Origin of the sequence: Dyadobacter flavalbus, assembly GCF_006149045.1 — a bacterium.
GTDB lineage: Bacteria > Bacteroidota > Bacteroidia > Cytophagales > Spirosomataceae > Dyadobacter > Dyadobacter flavalbus.
This window is the reverse complement of record NZ_VBSN01000066.1, coordinates 136,530-153,491: the sequence shown is the minus strand read 5'-3', so window position 1 is coordinate 153,491 and position 16,962 is coordinate 136,530. Positions and strand designations below refer to the sequence as shown.

The 16,962-nt window shown below is 45.2% G+C and carries 16 protein-coding genes and 1 tRNA gene; 13 read left to right on the top strand and 4 right to left on the bottom strand.

The window, feature by feature from the left end; genetic code table 11:
- Positions 1 to 13 precede the first annotated feature (13 nt).
- From FEM33_RS21215 to FEM33_RS21190, 6 genes are all read left to right on the top strand, one after another.
- The gene (locus tag FEM33_RS21215; RefSeq protein ID WP_139013985.1) at positions 14 to 2,239 is read left to right on the top strand and encodes a TonB-dependent receptor; all 2,226 of its coding nucleotides are present in this window, start codon (positions 14 to 16) and stop codon (positions 2,237 to 2,239) included.
- A gap of 48 nt (positions 2,240 to 2,287) precedes the next feature.
- Positions 2,288 to 2,860 (top strand): helix-turn-helix domain-containing protein, encoded by a 573-nt coding sequence (locus tag FEM33_RS21210; protein WP_139013984.1) that lies wholly within the window; start codon positions 2,288 to 2,290, stop codon positions 2,858 to 2,860.
- A gap of 43 nt (positions 2,861 to 2,903) precedes the next feature.
- Positions 2,904 to 3,143, top strand: a complete 240-nt coding sequence (locus FEM33_RS21205) for a heavy metal-binding domain-containing protein (protein ID WP_139013983.1) — start codon at positions 2,904 to 2,906, stop codon at positions 3,141 to 3,143.
- Positions 3,144 to 3,249: 106 nt separating this feature from the next.
- Positions 3,250 to 3,591 (top strand): heavy-metal-associated domain-containing protein, encoded by a 342-nt coding sequence (locus FEM33_RS21200; protein ID WP_139013982.1) that lies wholly within the window; start codon positions 3,250 to 3,252, stop codon positions 3,589 to 3,591.
- An 18-nt stretch (positions 3,592 to 3,609) separates the two neighbouring features.
- Positions 3,610 to 4,989 (top strand): hypothetical protein, encoded by a 1,380-nt coding sequence (locus FEM33_RS21195; RefSeq protein ID WP_139013981.1) that lies wholly within the window; start codon positions 3,610 to 3,612, stop codon positions 4,987 to 4,989.
- Between the two features lie 50 nt (positions 4,990 to 5,039).
- On the top strand, positions 5,040 to 5,783 hold the full coding sequence (locus tag FEM33_RS21190) for a class I SAM-dependent methyltransferase (protein WP_139013980.1): 744 nt from the start codon (positions 5,040 to 5,042) through the stop codon (positions 5,781 to 5,783).
- A gap of 20 nt (positions 5,784 to 5,803) precedes the next feature.
- Here FEM33_RS21190 and FEM33_RS21185 read toward each other — a convergent pair whose 3' ends face one another.
- Entirely contained in the window at positions 5,804 to 7,195 is a 1,392-nt protein-coding gene (locus FEM33_RS21185; RefSeq protein ID WP_139013979.1) for an MBL fold metallo-hydrolase, read from the bottom strand.
- Positions 7,196 to 7,592: 397 nt separating this feature from the next.
- Here FEM33_RS21185 and hflX point away from each other — a divergent pair, with 397 nt between their 5' ends.
- From hflX to FEM33_RS21170, 3 genes are all read left to right on the top strand, one after another.
- On the top strand, positions 7,593 to 8,828 hold the full coding sequence (gene hflX / locus FEM33_RS21180; RefSeq protein WP_139013978.1) for a GTPase HflX: 1,236 nt from the start codon (positions 7,593 to 7,595) through the stop codon (positions 8,826 to 8,828).
- A 145-nt stretch (positions 8,829 to 8,973) separates the two neighbouring features.
- Positions 8,974 to 9,045, top strand: a tRNA-Arg gene (locus FEM33_RS21175).
- A 274-nt stretch (positions 9,046 to 9,319) separates the two neighbouring features.
- Entirely contained in the window at positions 9,320 to 10,564 is a 1,245-nt protein-coding gene (locus FEM33_RS21170; RefSeq protein WP_229214342.1) for a L,D-transpeptidase family protein, read from the top strand.
- Here the strand turns inward: FEM33_RS21170 and FEM33_RS21165 are convergent.
- The 3 genes from FEM33_RS21165 to FEM33_RS21155 all read right to left on the bottom strand — a co-directional run bounded on the left by FEM33_RS21165 (position 10,468) and on the right by FEM33_RS21155 (position 13,557).
- Positions 10,468 to 11,250, bottom strand: coding sequence for a murein L,D-transpeptidase catalytic domain family protein (locus tag FEM33_RS21165; RefSeq protein WP_139013976.1), 783 nt, complete (start codon positions 11,248 to 11,250; stop codon positions 10,468 to 10,470). The two genes, FEM33_RS21170 and FEM33_RS21165, sit on opposite strands and share 97 nt — an antisense overlap.
- Positions 11,251 to 11,492: 242 nt before the next feature.
- Positions 11,493 to 12,350: a prephenate dehydrogenase gene (locus FEM33_RS21160; protein WP_139013975.1), complete on the bottom strand. Its 858-nt coding sequence runs from the start codon at positions 12,348 to 12,350 to the stop codon at positions 11,493 to 11,495.
- Between the two features lie 46 nt (positions 12,351 to 12,396).
- Positions 12,397 to 13,557: a pyridoxal phosphate-dependent aminotransferase gene (locus tag FEM33_RS21155; RefSeq protein WP_139013974.1), complete on the bottom strand. Its 1,161-nt coding sequence runs from the start codon at positions 13,555 to 13,557 to the stop codon at positions 12,397 to 12,399.
- 185 nt (positions 13,558 to 13,742) lie between these two features.
- Here FEM33_RS21155 and modA point away from each other — a divergent pair, with 185 nt between their 5' ends.
- The 4 genes from modA to FEM33_RS21135 all read left to right on the top strand — a co-directional run bounded on the left by modA (position 13,743) and on the right by FEM33_RS21135 (position 16,827).
- Positions 13,743 to 14,507 carry a molybdate ABC transporter substrate-binding protein gene (modA, locus tag FEM33_RS21150; RefSeq protein WP_139013973.1) on the top strand — a complete coding sequence of 255 codons (765 nt, stop codon included), beginning with the start codon at positions 13,743 to 13,745 and terminating at the stop codon, positions 14,505 to 14,507.
- Between the two features lie 19 nt (positions 14,508 to 14,526).
- Positions 14,527 to 15,201 (top strand): molybdate ABC transporter permease subunit, encoded by a 675-nt coding sequence (gene modB, locus FEM33_RS21145; RefSeq protein ID WP_139013972.1) that lies wholly within the window; start codon positions 14,527 to 14,529, stop codon positions 15,199 to 15,201.
- Positions 15,182 to 16,078 (top strand): sulfate/molybdate ABC transporter ATP-binding protein, encoded by an 897-nt coding sequence (locus FEM33_RS21140; RefSeq protein WP_229214341.1) that lies wholly within the window; start codon positions 15,182 to 15,184, stop codon positions 16,076 to 16,078. Before modB ends, FEM33_RS21140 begins: the two co-directional genes overlap by 20 nt.
- A 71-nt stretch (positions 16,079 to 16,149) precedes the next feature.
- Positions 16,150 to 16,827 (top strand): SGNH/GDSL hydrolase family protein, encoded by a 678-nt coding sequence (locus FEM33_RS21135; protein WP_139013971.1) that lies wholly within the window; start codon positions 16,150 to 16,152, stop codon positions 16,825 to 16,827.
- Positions 16,828 to 16,962 lie beyond the last annotated feature (135 nt).

The window sequence follows — 16,962 nt, the reverse complement described above, 5'->3', positions numbered from 1 at the left end:
ATTCAATGCAGTAATGATAAAATATATTGCCGGAGGATTTCTCGTACTGACTTCCTTCCTTTCTTCCGCACAACGCATCAGCGGGTCTGTCAATGAACAGGCCGGCAACAGCAAAGACCTTAAACCCATTACAGGCGCTAATGTATACTGGTCGGGAACGGCGCAGGCTACCGAAACCGACAGCGCCGGCCGGTTTACAATTCCAAGATCCGCCTATTCAAATTTACTGGTAATCAGCTTTGTAGGATTTCGGAATGACACAATCAAAATCGGTGCAGAAAGCGAGTTGCAAGTTGTTTTAAAAAGTGACCAGACGCTGAATGAAGTCGTCGTTCACGGCAATGCCACAGCAATTGACAGACTTTCACCGCACCAGACCGAAATCATTACAACCCGTGCACTGGCAAAAGCGGCCTGCTGCAATTTATCCGAAAGTTTCGAAACCAACGCATCCGTTTCCGTTTCTTACAGCGATGCGGTGACGGGTTCAAAACAGATTCAGATGCTCGGCCTGAGCGGCACGTACATTCAGACCAACATTGAAAATATTCCGGCCATACGCGGGCTGGCTTCTACTTTCGGCCTCAACTTCGTGCCCGGCACTTGGATCCAGTCCATTGATGTGGGAAAAGGCGCTGGTTCCGTTGTGAACGGCTACGAATCCATGACGGGCCAGATCAATGTGGAACTCCAAAAACCGGATTCGCGTGAAAAGCTTTATCTGAATACGTATGTCAACAATTTCGGACGTGCGGAAGTCAATTTAAATCTGGCTGCGCAGCTGAACGATAAATGGAGCACCGCACTGCTGACGCACGGCAGCACATTGAAAAACCGGTTTGATAAAAATAAAGACGGATTTCTGGACCTGCCATTGTACATGCAGTATAATGCGATGAACCGCTGGAAATATCAGAGCGAAAAATTCATGGCGCAGTTCGGCGTAAAAGCGTTGTATGAAGACCGCCTCGGCGGCCAGAATGACTTTCGCAAAGCAATGAAAGGAACCACCGAAGCATACGGGTTTGGTGCGAAAGTGAACCGTTACGAATTTTTCTCAAAACTTGCCCGGCTGTTCCCCGACAAACCGTATAAAGGACTTGGTTTCATTATCAATGCTTCCATGCACGATTCAAAATCGTATTTCGGACTCAATAATTATGACGGAAAACAGAAAACGCTTTACGGAAACCTGATTTATCAATCCATCATTGGTAACACAAATCATACGTACAAAGCCGGATTGAGTTATTTGCTGGATAATTACAATGAACAGTATAATGACATTTTACTGACGAGAAACGAATCCGTTCCAGGCGCATTTTTCGAATATACTTACAACAGCCTGGACAAATTTGTGCTCGTAGCCGGCGGACGTGCTGATTTCCATAATCTGTACGGAACGCAATGGACACCCCGGCTGCATCTTAAGTACAGCCTTACCGACCATACAACGCTGCGTGCTTCGGCGGGAAAAGGCTTCCGCGTTTCCAATCCGCTGGCCGAGTATTACGGGAATCTTGTGAGTTCGCGGACTGTTGTTTTCAGGGAAAGCATCCGGCCGGAAGTATCCTGGAATTACGGCGCAAGCGTGACGCAGGACTTTGAGCTGGGCAGCATGAAAGGAAATTTGATCATGGATTTCTACAGAACCGATTTCAGAAACCAGCTTGTGGCTGACATGGAAAATCCGGAATACATCCGTTTTTACAATCTGGAAGGAAAGGCTTATGCCAACAGTTTTCAGGCAGAAACCAATCTTACGCCGATCAAAAGATTTGAGCTGAAACTGGCTTACCGCTTGTTCGATGTAAAACAGACGATCCGGAATGTTTACGATGAAAATGTGCTGCTGCCAAGAATGATGGTCAGCCGCGACAGAGTACTTTTCAATGCGGGTTATGCACTGCCTTATGACAAATGGAAATTTGATGCGACGCTGCAATGGAACGGCAAAAGACGGATTCCGTATATGGGCGAACTTGCGGATCATCATATGCCAGCCAATCCGGTTTCTACGATGTCGCCTTCGTTTTATAATCTGAATGCGCAGATCACACGTACTTTTCCGAAATGGGATATTTATGCAGGCAGCGAGAACCTGACCAATTTCAGACAAAATAATCCGATCATGAATGCAGGCGAGCCGTTTTCTCAGCATTTTGACGCAGGAATGGCGTGGGGCCCGGTTGTAGGACGAATGATTTATGCAGGAATTCGTTATAAGATTGTCCGGTAAGAAAAAGGAAAATTCAGGCGGAAAAATGAACATAAACCGAATCATAAGATGAAGCTGCATATAAAAAATATGGTTTGTGACCGCTGCAAACGGGTCGTGCGTGAAGAACTTGAAAAACAGGACATTGTGCTGGAATCGGTGGAATTAGGAGAAGTTGAAACAAAAACGGAAATTGATCCCGGGAAACTGAAACAGATCAAAGATGTGCTGGAAACCAACGGCTTTGAACTGCTGGACGACCGCAAAACCGCTTTGGCCGAACATATCAAAACGCTGATTATCGAGGAAGTGCAGAACCTGAAAGGAAACAAACCGGCTGCCATGAATTTTTCAGATTTTCTGTCGGAAAAAATCGGTTATGACTATTCCTATCTCAGCAATCTGTTTTCATCCGAAACCGGCCAGACGATTGAACAATATATCATTGCGCAGAAAGTGGAGAAAATAAAAGAATGGCTTTCCTATAACGAACTTACGCTTAGCGAAATGGCCTGGCGGCTTTCATACAGCAGCACGGCGCATCTGAGCAACCAGTTTAAAAAAGTTACAGGCCTTACGCCGGGAGAATACAAGAAAAGTGCCTTGCCCAGAAAAGCACTTGACAAAGTAGGCGACCATTAAAATCAGAATTGCTATTTAAAACATAATCAAAACCTCAGTCATTATGAACAAAGCCATTTTTGCATCCTTTATCTTCCTTTTTGCAGCCTGCAGTTCCGGCAACGACAAAGCAGAAAATAATGCCTACACGGAAACAAAAGTGTCCGCAGCCAGATCATACGCCTGTCCGATGCATTGCGAAGGAGATAAAACCTATACAAAAGCCGGCAAATGCCCTGTTTGTAAAATGGAACTTCAGGAAATTGCCATGGCAGGAACCGACAGTACAGATCATAGTCATTAAGTTTTTTGGAGCTGTTGGCAACTGGTTGTTAGCTGTAAGCTTTTAGCTTTTAGCTTTTGGAAATGAGTTTTTAGTAAAAACAAATCAATTATAACCATTCAGAATCATGAAAAAGGCCATTTTGAATATACTCGCTGCTTTGCTCGTCACCATGAACCTTGCATTTGCAGACGGTGACAAGGAAATCAGGATCAAAACTTCTGCCATATGCGAAATGTGCAAGGCACGGCTTGAACGCAACCTGGGACTTTCCAAAGGTGTAAAGGAAGCGAACCTGAATTTGACGGATAAAGTAATTACCGTAAAATACAATCCTGACAAGACGACGCCGGAAGCAATCAAAGCGACGATCAACAATACAGGCTACGATGCGGATTTACAGCCTGCCAATCAGAAAGCGCACGACAAACTGCCAAGCTGCTGCCGCAAAACGGCTGTGCCGCACTGATAAAATCAATACTTCATCATGAAACGAAACCACTTAACATTTCTCGTACTGGCAGCCACGCTGCTGGTTGCTCTGCCTGCACTTGCGCAGCATGAACACCATCAGGAACCCGCCAGAGACACAACCGGCCATGCCATGCATGACATAAAAAAAATGGATCATCATGAAGGCATGGAACACGGCGGCGCACAGATGACGCACAATTTTTCGCTAAGTCTGCCGATGAACCGCAACGGATCGGGAACGGGCTGGCAGCCGGATGCAACGCAGATGTACGCTTACATGAAGCATGCAAATAAATGGAATTACATGCTGCACGCCAGCATATTTCTTCGGTATACGGGTCAGAATATAAATAATAAAAACCGGAACGGCTCGAAATCAAAGTTTAGTGCTCCGAACTGGTTTATGGGAATGGCGCAGCGGCAGGTTGGCAAAAACGGTTTGCTCAGTCTGCGCGGAATGGTTTCACTGGACCGGATTACAGACGGAGGCGCGGGCTATCCGTTGCTTTTTCAGTCCGGTGAAAGCTGGAAAGGGTCGCCGCTGGTGAACAGCCAGCATCCGCATGACCTCGTTTCCGAACTTTCGGTAGCTTACACGCAGCGCATCAATGATAAAGTGGATTTAACGATTTACGCGGGTTATCCCGGAGAACCGGCTTTGGGACCAACGGCTTTTATGCACCGGATGTCTGCTTTCAATAACCCGGATGCTGTTCTGGGCCATCATTGGCAGGATGCGACGCACATTACGTTCGGCGTGGTGACGGCGGGTGTTCGTTATGGCAAGTTCAAGCTGGAAGGTTCCTCCTTTACCGGCCGGGAGCCGGATGAAAACCGGTTTGATTTTGACAAGCCAAGATTTGATTCATACAGTTACAGGCTGCTCTTCAACCCATCGGCAAACTGGGCATTGCAGGCAAGCCAGGCTTACATCAAAAGTCCCGAAATGCTGAGCCCGGATGAAAATGTAAAGCGGACTACGGCTTCCGTGCAGCATTCTGCCGGTTTGAACGGGAAAAACAAATGGATTTCCTCCACGCTGGTTTGGGGGCTGAACAATGGCGGCGATCATCACAAGGAACATTCCGTATTGCTGGAATCCAACTTGCAACTGAACAAATGGGCTGTTTACGGACGTTATGAATGGGTTCAGAAAAGCAATCATGAACTCGGACTGGAATGGTATAGTTATTGGAAAGAAGCTTTTCCGGTTTCCATGTTTTCAGTTGGTATAAACCGGCAGCTGACCTCGTTCCGCAATACGCTTGTGCAGGCCGGCGGACAGGTGGGAGTTTACGTTATTGACAAATATCTGCAGCCTGCTTTCGGTAAAAATCCTGTGTCTGCACAGGTTTATCTCCGGCTTACGCCCGGACTCATGCAAATGAAATGATGATTAAACTGGAAGCTTTTTGCTAGTTTTGTGCCTTAAACGATTTTATTTTGGCCTGGTACCATACCTATTTTAAAGGACTTCCGCAGCGCGCCTGGAAATTGCACCAGGATGAGGAATATACAGAATACGAAGTGGATTTCCTTCGTGACGTGCTGGAAATCAAACCGGATAGCAAAGTGCTGGACGTCCTTTCGGGATACGGACGCCATGCATTGCCGCTTTCGGAAGACGGCTGCGAATTGACCTGCATTGATATTTCGCCTGAATACTGCAACGAACTTCAGGCGATTGTAAAAAAAAGGAAGCTCCCCGTTCAGGTCGTTTGTACGGATATTCTGGAATATGAATTTCCCAACGGTTTTTACGACTCGGCTTATTGTTTCGGAAACAGTTTCAGCTTTTTCCCACGGGCAGAAATGCAGTTGTTCATTTCAAAAACAGCAAGTTCGATAAAAACCGGCGGTCACTTTGCAGTGCATACTGAAAATCTGGCTGAAAGTATCCTGCCCAATTTCCAGACGAGGAACTGGATGCCCGTAAAAGATGACATCATTTATCTTGCGGAAAACGAATACCGTCCCGAACTCGGCTGTATTGAAGCAGAACAGACTTTTATTTCAGGAAAAGAAAAAATTACGCATACGGTACGTCAGCATATTTACACACTTTCCGAACTTACATATATGTTTGAAAATGCCGGTCTTGAAGTGGTCGGAACATTCGGGAACCTGGAAGCCGATCCTTTCGTACTCGGCGACGAACAGCTTTATATGGTTGCCCGGAAAGTGTAAAACAAGCAGATAATAAAATTTCATTCTTCTTTGCTTACCGGAACATTGGTTTTTGTCAATGCGCCATAGCCGCCGTCAATATTGACAACATCATCAAAGCCTCTTGCTTTCAGAATGGAGGCTGCGATCATGGAACGGTACCCGCCGGCGCAATGCACGTACAAGGTTTTATCCTTCGAAAGATCCGACATTCCGTCATTTAAATTATCCAACGGCAGATTATAAGCATCTTTCAGGTGTCCGGAATTAAATTCATCGGGCTTTCTGACATCAACGACTTCCAGCTGGCTTGCATGAAAATGATCCGCAAATTCACCAGCTGACACCGTTTGTACCGTATCCGTTTCTTTACCTGATTCCATCCAGCTCTGAAACCCACCGTCCAGATATCCGATTGTATGGTCGTAACCAACCCTCGCCAACCGAGTAACTACTTCTTCCTCTTTTCCCGGCTCGGTTACAATCAGCAGATTTTGCTTCAGATCCGGAATCAGCGCACCGACCCACGGTGCAAAGCCGCCGTCCAGTCCGATGTTGATTGAATTCGGAATAAACCCTCTTGCAAACTCCGCCGCATTCCGTGTATCCAGAATCAAAGCACCTGTAAGATTGGCCAGTTGCTCAAAATCCGCTGCCGATAAGGCGCGGCTTCCGCGTTCGAGCACGTTGTCAATGCTTTCGTAACCTTCACGGTTCAGCTTCACGTTTTCAGGAAAATACTGCGGCGGTTCAGTCAGGCCGGCTGTAACTTCATTAATAAATTCTTCTTTCGTCATATCGGCCCGGAGCGCGTAATTAAACCTTTTCTGGTTTCCGAGCGTATCCGAAGTTTCCTTGCTCATGTTTTTACCGCAAGCGGAGCCTGCGCCATGTGCCGGATAAACAATGACGTCGTCGGGCAAGGTCATAACTTTGGAACGCAGGCTGTCGTAAAGCATTCCGGCCAGGTCATATTTGGTCAGATTGCCTTTTTGCGCCAGATCCGGCCGGCCTACATCACCGATGAACAGCGTATCCCCGCTGAAAAGCGCTGTTGGTTTGCCGTCTTTATCCAGCAGCAGATAACAGCTTGATTCCAGCGTATGCCCGGGCGTATGCAGCACTTTTATCGTTACTTCGCCAAGCTGAAACAGTTCTTCATCTTTTGCAATCTGCGATTTGAAACCTGTTTTTGCATTCGGGCCGTAAATAATGGCCGCGCCGGTTTTTTCAGCAAGGTCAATATGACCCGAAACAAAGTCGGCATGAAAGTGTGTCTCGAAAACGTATCTGATTCTTGCGCCCAGCTTTTCGGCTTTCTGAATATAAGGTTCCACTTCCCGCAAAGGGTCAATAACGGCTGCTTCGCCGTTGGAAACAATAAAATAGGCGCCTTGCGCAAGGCAGCCGGTATAAATCTGTTCTATTTTCATGAAGGGCAATCGACAAGGTAATAAAGGTTAAACTGACATAACCCGTTTTTTGTTTCGCAAACCGGAATTCGCTATTTATTTAAATAATATAAGCCAATACTTACAGTCAGGAACGATTATTATAGCCCGCGTTGGCACAAGTCTGTATTGATCAGTCCAATTACATGAAAATGGTTGCGGACGAGCATCGGGTTATACTTAAGATCTCCGGATCTTAATTTCGGAAGCGGAAGATTAATTATAAAATGGATTTATTAATTTATAATTATTGTTTTACCAATTGAGGCCAGTGAACTTTTGCAGACGGTATGCCGTTGCATCGCTACGTCTTCCGCTTCATAATTTGTACGGATATATATCTGAAAAAGCGGTAGTTTTAAAAATAAAATAATTTTGCATGATTGATAAAAAGAAATCGTATTCAACAGCTGTCAAGCAGGAAACTGCTGTGCTTGTGGCTGTCAGTACACAAAAACAACCTGTTGAAAAGACAAAAGAATACTTGGAAGAGCTTGCTTTTCTGGCATCTACACTAGGCGTTGAAACGGTCAGGACATTTACCCAGAACCTGGAAAGAGCGGACATACGCACTTATACCGGCAAAGGAAAGCTGGAAGAAATAGTAACGTTCGTGACAGCCAATCCGGTGGATATGATCATTTATGATGATGATCTGACGCCGTCGCAGGTCCGTAACCTGGAAGCTGTTTTTAAAGATATAAAAGTCATTGACCGCGGCTTGCTCATTCTGGATATTTTTGCCATGCGCGCACAAACAGCACAGGCGAAATTACAGGTTGAACTTGCTCAATACCAATATATGTATCCGCGTCTGACCCGTATGTGGACGCACTTAAGCCGCCAGTCGGGTGTGGGCGTCGGTATGCGCGGACCCGGTGAAACGGAACTTGAAACGGATAGAAGGATTGTTAAAGACCGGATTGCTTTTCTGAAGGAAAAACTTGAAAAAGTGGACCGTCAGAGCACAACCCGGCGCAAGGAAAGAGACCGCCTTGTACGTGTCGCCATTGTGGGTTATACCAACGTAGGAAAATCAACACTGATGCGCGGACTTTCCAAAGCGGATGTATTTGCAGAAAACAAACTGTTTGCAACCGTCGATTCCACTGTGCGGAAAGTGAATATGGAAAACATTCCATTCCTGCTGACGGACACAGTCGGGTTTATACGCAAGTTGCCGACAACGCTTATCGAATCTTTTAAATCCACGCTGGACGAGGTCAGGGAAGCTGATATTCTGATGCATGTTGTGGACATTTCACATGTTTCTTTTGAGGAGCATCTGGACGTTGTAAACAAAACACTGGAAGAAATTGGTGCTTCAAACAAACCTACTATTCTGGTTTTCAATAAGATTGACCTTTACAATCCTTCCTATAATGATGAAGAAGCGGAAGATGAAGTTGTAACGTCCAATGAAAGCGTTCTGGATCAACTGAAGAAAAGTTATGTTGCCGACAAAGCGGAACATGTCGTGTTCATTTCAGCCGAGAAAAAGGAAAATATCGATGAACTTAAGAATGTGCTGTTCAGTATGGTGAAAGAAAAACACTTCTCCATTTATCCGAACTGGCTTGATCTGGGCTACACGGCTGTTGAAACGCAGGAATAATCATTTGTTATTTAAAGTCTTTTTCCGCAATTTTGCGCGCTGGTTACGAAAAGCAATGCCTCTTGATCTGAACATTGGTTGTGATCAAGAGGCGGGTTCTTTTTTGGTGTTTGAGGAGTGAGAAGTAAAATGTGAGAAGTTATAGGACTGCGTAGTTCAACGGATAGAATAGGAGTTTCCTAAACTCTAGATATGGGTTCGATTCCCGTCGCGGTCACAAAGCCGGGCTTTATGCCCGGCTTTTTTTGTTGCTGGACTTTTGGCAAAAGGAGAAAATACCTTTAAAATGCTACTTGCTTTATTAATACTTTGAAAACCTGTACTTGTTACAAAATTTCCCCAAAATACAACAACGTGCACATGGAGGGTATTTATCACATGGCCTTTATTACGGCAGCAAAGTACTTTAATGCAATTTCCGGAGTTCAGAAATCCTTAGCACAACAATTGTATGAGTGAAGTTTAGAACAAACCTTTCTTTTACAATGCGAATGTTATCTGGCTTAGGCCATAGTAAATATTTCCCGCTGGTTGTCGTATTTACACTTGCAGTTTTTCAATCCTGCCAAAAAGGCCCTGATGAAATGTCCAGAGAGGAACTGGAAAAAGAACTAAGCAATACTGAAACTTATGATGCAATCCTGACCTTTGCGAACAATACAGGCATCAAAACGGATAAATTTTCATCTGACGGTGAAAAGGCACCTGTTTTCAAATTGCTTGAAGAAGTCGGTTATGGTCACAAACCTGCTCTGAAATACACTGAAAAAGTAGTAAAAGCGGATACGACCGAACTCCGCAAAGTAGCCGAAGAAATTGCCGGCGGCCAGTCGGTGGATAAAGTACTGGCTAAACTGGAACCTGTCTTCCCTGTTTACCATAACCTGAAAACGCATTATACGCGTCTGGTCAAGGAAAATAAAACAGACAGCGCGGCAATGGTTGCAAAATCACTGAATGCTTACCGCTGGATAAAACGCCAGTCCAAAGACGCTCCGAGATTTGTAATGGTAAATATTCGTGGCGCGTACCTTACGGCAATGGATTCGGCCGGACAGAATGTACTGAGCATGCGGACTGTGGTTGGTAAAAACGATACACAAACACCAACGATTGATACTTACGCGACCAGTATTGTAACACACCCTTACTGGAACGTTCCGAAAAGTATTGCAATCAAGGAAATGTTTCCGAAAGCCATGAATGATCCGGAATATCTTTCCAGAAACCGGATCGAGATTATCGACAACAAAGGTCAGGTTGTTGATCCCGCGGATATAAAATGGGACGAACTGACTGCTGAAAAATTTCCGTATCGTTTTCGTCAGGAAACCGGCGGAGACAATTCACTGGGATTGTTAAAAGTTGAAATCAAAAATCCATTAGCCATTTATCTGCATGATACCAATGCAAGATATCTGTTTAACTCCAATCAGCGGTGGAGAAGTCACGGCTGTGTACGTGTCCAGCGCCCGACTGATCTTGCCAACTATATGGCCGGCGATAAAATTCTGGACAATGATTTCATGACAGAGCCGGACACGACTTCCGTGCCGCCGAAATGGCACAAACTGAAAACAAGGGTTCCTGTATTTCTGTTTTATCTGGGTGCAGACTGCAATGAAAAAGGCCAGCTACTTTATTTTCCGGATGTGTATAAAATAGAAGCCTCTTCCAGAACGGATTTGTCTTTTTCCAGAGTCAAACCGGCAAGAAGCGGTGAAGATTTGAAATAATTCTGGTCTGCTGCTGAATAGATAAACAGGCCTGCCCCGTTGTACATCATGTTGATCAGCGTTTTGGAATCGGCAATGGAAACAGCGGGGCAGCCAAGGCTACGGCCCAGCCTCCCGGTATTTTTAATAAAATCTTCACTTACGTAATCCGCGCCGTGCATGACAATGGCTCTTTCCAGTGCACGGTCATTGATTCCCTTTTCCATGCCTTCAAGCCTGAGTGAGAGGCCGTGTTTTCCCTGATAAGTTCCCAGTGTTTTATAAAATCCAAGGCTGGACTGAAAAGACGAGTTGTTGTTGGAAAATTTCTGAGCGAATTCCTGACCTGAATTCCGGCCATGTGCAACATACGTATTAAGAAGTACTTTTTTCTTGATCAGATCAATTACATAAAGCCTTTTATTACGGGAAGACTGACTGAAATCGGCAATGGCGAGTACCGGATTATGCAGGTTCATTTTCTGAAAACCCATCCAGGCATAGTAAAAAGCGGCTTTGCAAAGACCTTGTTTTTTCAGACCAAGTGAATCGTAAAGCATTGCCCATTGCGGCTGCGCTGCGGAATCCGGTTTTACGGATACGGTTTTTGTTGATGAAAGTTCAGAGAACGGATTAATTTGCTGGATCCCGAATGTAACGCTTAGCGCCACCATTACTGCTACAAATACTGCGTGAGCTTTTGTCATTTTAAATATTTTAATGCGGAAATTATTAAGATCTATTTAAAAGGAAAAGTCTGACAAATTCAATACGGGGTAGTTAATATTTGAATTAAAAAACTGCTGGGAGTTAATTACTTCGTAAGTCCAGAATAAACAGCGCTAACAACAATTTTGGTTCCTTTAACAAGATAAGACACTTTGAAACATCCTAAATAACATTATCTAAACGTCTCACAAACAACATCTTGCATCTCACCAAAACAATTTTACTTTTTCTCAATACCCGCCAGAATGCGGCCGATATCATTTGCGCGGTTCATGAAATTCAGGCTTGTTTCCAGGTCTTTATTGTCAATGGCATCCTTGAATTTTTTGAGTAATTCAATGTAATCGCCTAGCGCTTTGGAAACATTGATTTTGTTCTGATCGAAGATCGGCGCCCACATTTGCGGCGAACTTTTAGCCAGACGAACCGTGGAAGAAAAACCGGTGCTCGCCATATCAAAAATGGCCTTTTCATCCTGTTCTTTATCCAGAACGGTCAATCCGAGTGCAAAGGAACTGATATGGCTCAGATGCGAAACATAGGCAAGGTGCAGATCATGTTCAACAGGTGTCATATAATGGATTTTCATGCCGGCATCACGCAGAAAAGTTTCAACCAGAACCAATGAATCCGGGCTGCTTTTTTCCTTGTCACAAATGATGACATTCTTGTTCGGCAGCAATTCTTTGAACGCAGCGCCCGGGCCCGAATTTTCCGTTCCTGCCATCGGATGTACCGCTACAAACTGGCTGCGTTTGGGATGCAAATCGGCCAGTCTGCAGATTAATTCCTTTGTTGAACCCAGATCCATGATCGTACGGTCGTCCGGAATGCGGTCCAGCATGTAAGGAAGCAGCTTGTTAATGGCATCCACAGGTGTGGCCAGCACATTAAGCTCCGAAATCTGCAGTGCTTCGTCCAGACTTACAATTTCATCCACAATGCCTTTTGCCAGAGCAATTTTCTGATTGACAACGGAAGTATCAACACCGACAAATTTTATATTGGGATATTTTTCCCGCAGGCTTAAAGCAAACGACCCGCCAAGCAATCCGATCCCTACAATACTGATAATCATTTTTTCAAAAGGTAAAAACCTGAATATTAAACCTTGATTCCTGCTGTTATGCTCCTTTAATCCTGTTCACTGCTTCCCAGATTCTTTCTTTGGGCAGGCAAAGCGACAGCCGGATGTAACGCTGCCCTTTAGGCCCGAAAATAAAACCCGGCGCTATAAATACATGTTTTTCAAGTAAAAGGCTGTTCACCAGCGCTTCTGCAGATTCGACAGCTTCCGGCAATTTGCCCCACAAAAACATTCCTTCCTGCTTTGCGTCCCACGTGCAGCCCAGCGTGCCCAAAAGTGTTTCTGCTGCTTCCAGCCGGCCCTGATAAACGGCGTTGCGTTCATTGTGCCATGCATCGGAATTGCCCAGTGCAGCCACTGCCGCTTCCTGCATCGCCCAGAACATGCCCGAATCCACATTGCTTTTGATCGTCAGCACGGCATTGATGTACGGCTTTGCTGCTGCAATCCAGCCCATTCGCCAGCCCGCCATATTATGCGATTTGCTCATCGAATTCAGTTCAATGGCAACATCTTTCGCACCTTCAACTGAAAGCAGGCTTAAAGGCGCTTTTTTGTTCAGGATCAGGCTGTAAGGATTATCGTGACAAAGCAGGATCCGATGTTTTTTGGCAAAAGCAACGGCTTCTTCAAACAGTTCACGTGTTGCAGGCGCGCCGGTCGGCATATGCGGATAATTCAGCCACATTATTTTGGTTTTGGGCGTCACAAGCGTTTCCATGGCATTCCAGTCCGGCTGCCAGCCATGATCTTCGCGAAGTGGGTATTCTTTCACAACAGCGCCCACCATCTGGCTTACTGCCCGGTAAGCCGGATAACCCAGTTCCGGAACCAGTACTTCATCGCCGGGGTCCAGGAAAGTCAGTGAAATGTGTGTAATTCCTTCTTTTGAGCCAATTAAGGGCAGTATTTCAGTAGAAGCATCCAGTTTTACACCATACGTATGATCATAAAATGCTGCAATGGCACTGCGGAAAGCCGGTGTTCCGGTATAAGGCTGATAGCCATGCGCCTGCGTTTTTTGCGAAGCTTCAGAAAGTGCTTTCAGCGTTTCTTCGGACGGCATCATGTCAGGATTTCCGATTCCGAGATTGATTACGTCATTTCCTTCGGCGATCAGTTTACGTACTTCGGCAAGCTTCACAGAAAAGTAGTATTCCGAAGTTTGCTTGGTGCGCCGGGCAGTATCTATTATCATTCTTTTATGTAAATTAAGCCGTCAGCTTTCAGCTGTTGGCTGCTGGCCTGAACTTTTCCAGGCCACAAGTTTGAAACGGGGCGCAATTTACGATTTTTTAGCGCAATGGTCTGCAATGGCTCTGGTTGTATGCGTATACATTTAAATACTTTATTCCAATTGCAGTTTATCCATTAAATTGCGGCATGAACTTTCAACGCATTTCTCTGTTATTTCTTACGCTGCTTGCCGGCTGTTCCAAACCGTCTGAAAAAATCGTGGTCGCCACCGCTGCCAATGTGCAGTACGTCATGAAAGAAATCCAGAAAGAATTTGAAAAGGAATCGGGAAAACAACTGCAGATCGTAACCGGCTCTTCGGGAAAACTGACCACGCAAATTCGTGAAGGCGCGCCGTTTGACGTTTTTGTTTCAGCTGATACAAAATACCCGAATGAAGTTTTCAATAACGGCGGTTCGGATGAAAAGCCGAAAGTTTATGCATTGGGAACACTCGTCTTATGGTCAAAGGAAATTCCTCAAAAAGACCTGAACACGGCACTGCTCGGAACTGAAAAAATCACAAAAATCGCCATTCCCAATCCAAGGACCGCGCCTTACGGAGAAGCAGCCGTTCAGGTTCTGAAATCGGAAAACCTCTATAAAAACGTTGAAAATAAACTGGTTTACGGCGAAAGCATTGCACAAACTGCCCAATACATTACTTCGGGTTCGGCCGATGCCGGCTTTAATGCATTGTCCATCGTGCTGTCGCCGGAAATGAAAGGCAAAGGTCATTATATTATCATTGATTCAACCGCTTACAAACCCATTCAGCAGGCTGCCATATTACTGAAACACAGCGAAGATTCACCCAAAAAGGAATCCAGCAAGCAGTTTTATGATTTCCTGTTTTCCCAAAAAGCCCGGGCCATTTTTAAAAAGTACGGTTACAAACAGTTTGTTCCATAATTTTCCTGTTTCTAAATAAATGGACTGGCAACCGCTCTGGCTTACTTTCCGGCTGGCAACAATCACTTCACTGATTCTGCTTGTATTGGCATTGCCGCTTGCTTACTGGCTTGCATTCGGTAAATTCCGGGCAAGAGGAATTGTTGAAGCCGTTATCGGCATGCCGCTGGTTCTGCCGCCTTCCGTAATCGGTTTTTATCTGCTGCTTGCATTCAGTCCCTCCTACTCGTTCGGCGCTTTTATTGAAAAAGTTTTTGGACTGAGGCTTGTATTTTCATTTCCCGGACTGGTCATTGCTTCTGTTTTGTACAGCCTGCCTTTTATGGTGTACCCGATCAGGGCCGGTCTTCAGTCGCTTCCGGCATCGCTGCGCGAAGCTTCGTACACGCTGGGAAAAAGTGAACGGGAAACGTTCTTCAGAATCCTTTTGCCAAACTGCAAACCCGCTGTTCTTACGGCATTTGTACTTACATTCGCGCATACCGTCGGCGAGTTCGGCGTGGTGCTGATGATCGGCGGCAACATTCCCGGCGTTACAAAAGTAGCTTCCGTGGCCATTTACAATGAAGTGGAAGCGCTGAACTATGCGGCTGCAAATCAGTACGCACTGGTGCTTTTTGCCATTACATTCGTTATTTTGCTGATCGTCTATTCCATTAACAATAATCTGCTTCGTGTCCGACAATCTTCTTGACATAAACATCCGGCATTCGCTTCACACGGCGCATGGAACTTTACCGATGGAGGTTGTTTTTACGCTGAAACAAGGAAACATTCTGGCCGTAACAGGCCCGTCGGGGGCCGGGAAAACAACATTGTTGAAACAAATTGCCGGTTTGATCAATCCGCAGTCCGGGAAAATCACCTTTGACGGGCAGGTCTGGTTTGATGATACTACAAAAAAATCCTTTCCTCCGCAGCTGCGCAATACAGGTTTTGTTTTTCAGGATTATGCGCTTTTTCCGCATTTTACGGTGGAAGAAAACCTTTCCTTTGCGCTTCAGAAAGAAGATGACAAAAGCATTGTAACCGAATTGCTGGAAGCCACCGGACTGACGCAATTGGCGGGCCGCAAACCGTTTCAGCTTTCCGGCGGGCAGCAGCAGCGCGTGGCTCTGGCAAGGGCATTGGTCCGGAAACCTCGATTGCTGCTGCTGGACGAACCTTTTGCCGCACTGGATTATGCCATGCGTTACAGCCTGCAGGCATTGTTACTGAAATTCCGGCAGCAATTCCGCTTTTCCATCATTATTGTGACGCACGACATCGGCGAGCTGTTCCGGCTGGCCGATCAGGTTATTGTCATGGATCATGGTAAAATCGAAAAAGCAGGAACGCCGGCGGAGCTATTTATCCAGGAAAATACTTCGACTCAGGATTTCATTATTCATGGCGAAGTGCTGGCATGCACAAAACAGAATAATCAGCTGCATGTAAGCGCATTGATTGAAAATAAAATAAGAATGCTGACTCTGCCCTTGCATTTTGAAACTGAATTGATTCCCGGCAACAACTTTACCTTGCATTATCCGTTGGATTCCGCTCAGATCCGGCTTATCACTCCTTCATAATTCATTAGGTTGCCAACGGGTAACTTCATCCTGAATTTGCCTTTTTTCCAAAAACCATTACTTCCATTTATATGCGGATCTTATTTAAATTTTTAAAAGTTGCTTTCATTGCTTTGCCATTATTAGCCATGCGTCAGGACAAACCTTTGCGCGTCATTTTCTTCGGTGATTCCATCACGCAGGCGGGCGTAAGTCCAACCGGGGACATTACAAAAATGACCGAAATGCTGAAATCACAGGGAAAAGAAAGCCAGTATGAACTGATGGGCGCAGGCATTGGAGGAAATAAAGTTTATGATCTTTATCTAAGGCTTGAAGATGACGTACTTTCCAAGAAACCGGATGTTGTCTTTATTTATGTCGGAATCAATGACGTATGGCATAAAACAACTTACGGAACCGGAACCGATCCTGATAAATACGTTAAATTTTATGAAGCGCTGATTAAAAAAATGAAAGCGCAGAATATCCGCGTAGTTGTCTGTACGCCAACGGTGATCGGCGAACGGAACGATGCTTCCAACCCGCAGGACGGCGATTTGAATTATTACTCCAGACTGATCCGTGAAATTGCCACGCGCAACAATCTGCAGTTATGTGATCTCAGAAAACACTTTCAGGATTATCTGGTTCAGAATAACCCTAAAAACGAAGAAAAAGGCATTCTCACAACCGACCGCGTGCATTTGACAGATAACGGAAACAAATTCCTTGCCGAAAAAATGATGGAAGCGCTTGTGCAGAAATAGAAATACAGAAATCATTAAAATCAGCCAAAGCGGGGAATTGCAGTGTGTAAAACTGCAATTCCCCGCTTCTGTTTTTCGCCAGACTTCTCAGAATAAAATCCATTTGATAACTAGCGCAGTGCCATTGCACATTGT

Excerpts from the sequence above, each read along its gene's own strand:
- FEM33_RS21135 (WP_139013971.1), top strand. The coding sequence starts at position 16,150 with ATGCGGATCTTATTTAAATTTTTAAAAGTTGCTTTCATTGCTTTGCCA.
- FEM33_RS21170 (WP_229214342.1), top strand. The coding sequence starts at position 9,320 with ATGTTATCTGGCTTAGGCCATAGTAAATATTTCCCGCTGGTTGTCGTA.
- FEM33_RS21155 (WP_139013974.1), bottom strand. The coding sequence starts at position 13,557 with ATGATAATAGATACTGCCCGGCGCACCAAGCAAACTTCGGAATACTAC.
- FEM33_RS21165 (WP_139013976.1), bottom strand. The coding sequence starts at position 11,250 with ATGACAAAAGCTCACGCAGTATTTGTAGCAGTAATGGTGGCGCTAAGC.
- FEM33_RS21185 (WP_139013979.1), bottom strand. The coding sequence starts at position 7,195 with ATGAAAATAGAACAGATTTATACCGGCTGCCTTGCGCAAGGCGCCTAT.
- modA (WP_139013973.1), top strand. The coding sequence starts at position 13,743 with ATGAACTTTCAACGCATTTCTCTGTTATTTCTTACGCTGCTTGCCGGC.
- modB (WP_139013972.1), top strand. The coding sequence starts at position 14,527 with ATGGACTGGCAACCGCTCTGGCTTACTTTCCGGCTGGCAACAATCACT.
- FEM33_RS21160 (WP_139013975.1), bottom strand. The coding sequence starts at position 12,350 with ATGATTATCAGTATTGTAGGGATCGGATTGCTTGGCGGGTCGTTTGCT.
- FEM33_RS21210 (WP_139013984.1), top strand. The coding sequence starts at position 2,288 with ATGAAGCTGCATATAAAAAATATGGTTTGTGACCGCTGCAAACGGGTC.
- hflX (WP_139013978.1), top strand. The coding sequence starts at position 7,593 with ATGATTGATAAAAAGAAATCGTATTCAACAGCTGTCAAGCAGGAAACT.
- FEM33_RS21215 (WP_139013985.1), top strand. The coding sequence starts at position 14 with ATGATAAAATATATTGCCGGAGGATTTCTCGTACTGACTTCCTTCCTT.
- FEM33_RS21205 (WP_139013983.1), top strand. The coding sequence starts at position 2,904 with ATGAACAAAGCCATTTTTGCATCCTTTATCTTCCTTTTTGCAGCCTGC.
- FEM33_RS21195 (WP_139013981.1), top strand. The coding sequence starts at position 3,610 with ATGAAACGAAACCACTTAACATTTCTCGTACTGGCAGCCACGCTGCTG.
- FEM33_RS21200 (WP_139013982.1), top strand. The coding sequence starts at position 3,250 with ATGAAAAAGGCCATTTTGAATATACTCGCTGCTTTGCTCGTCACCATG.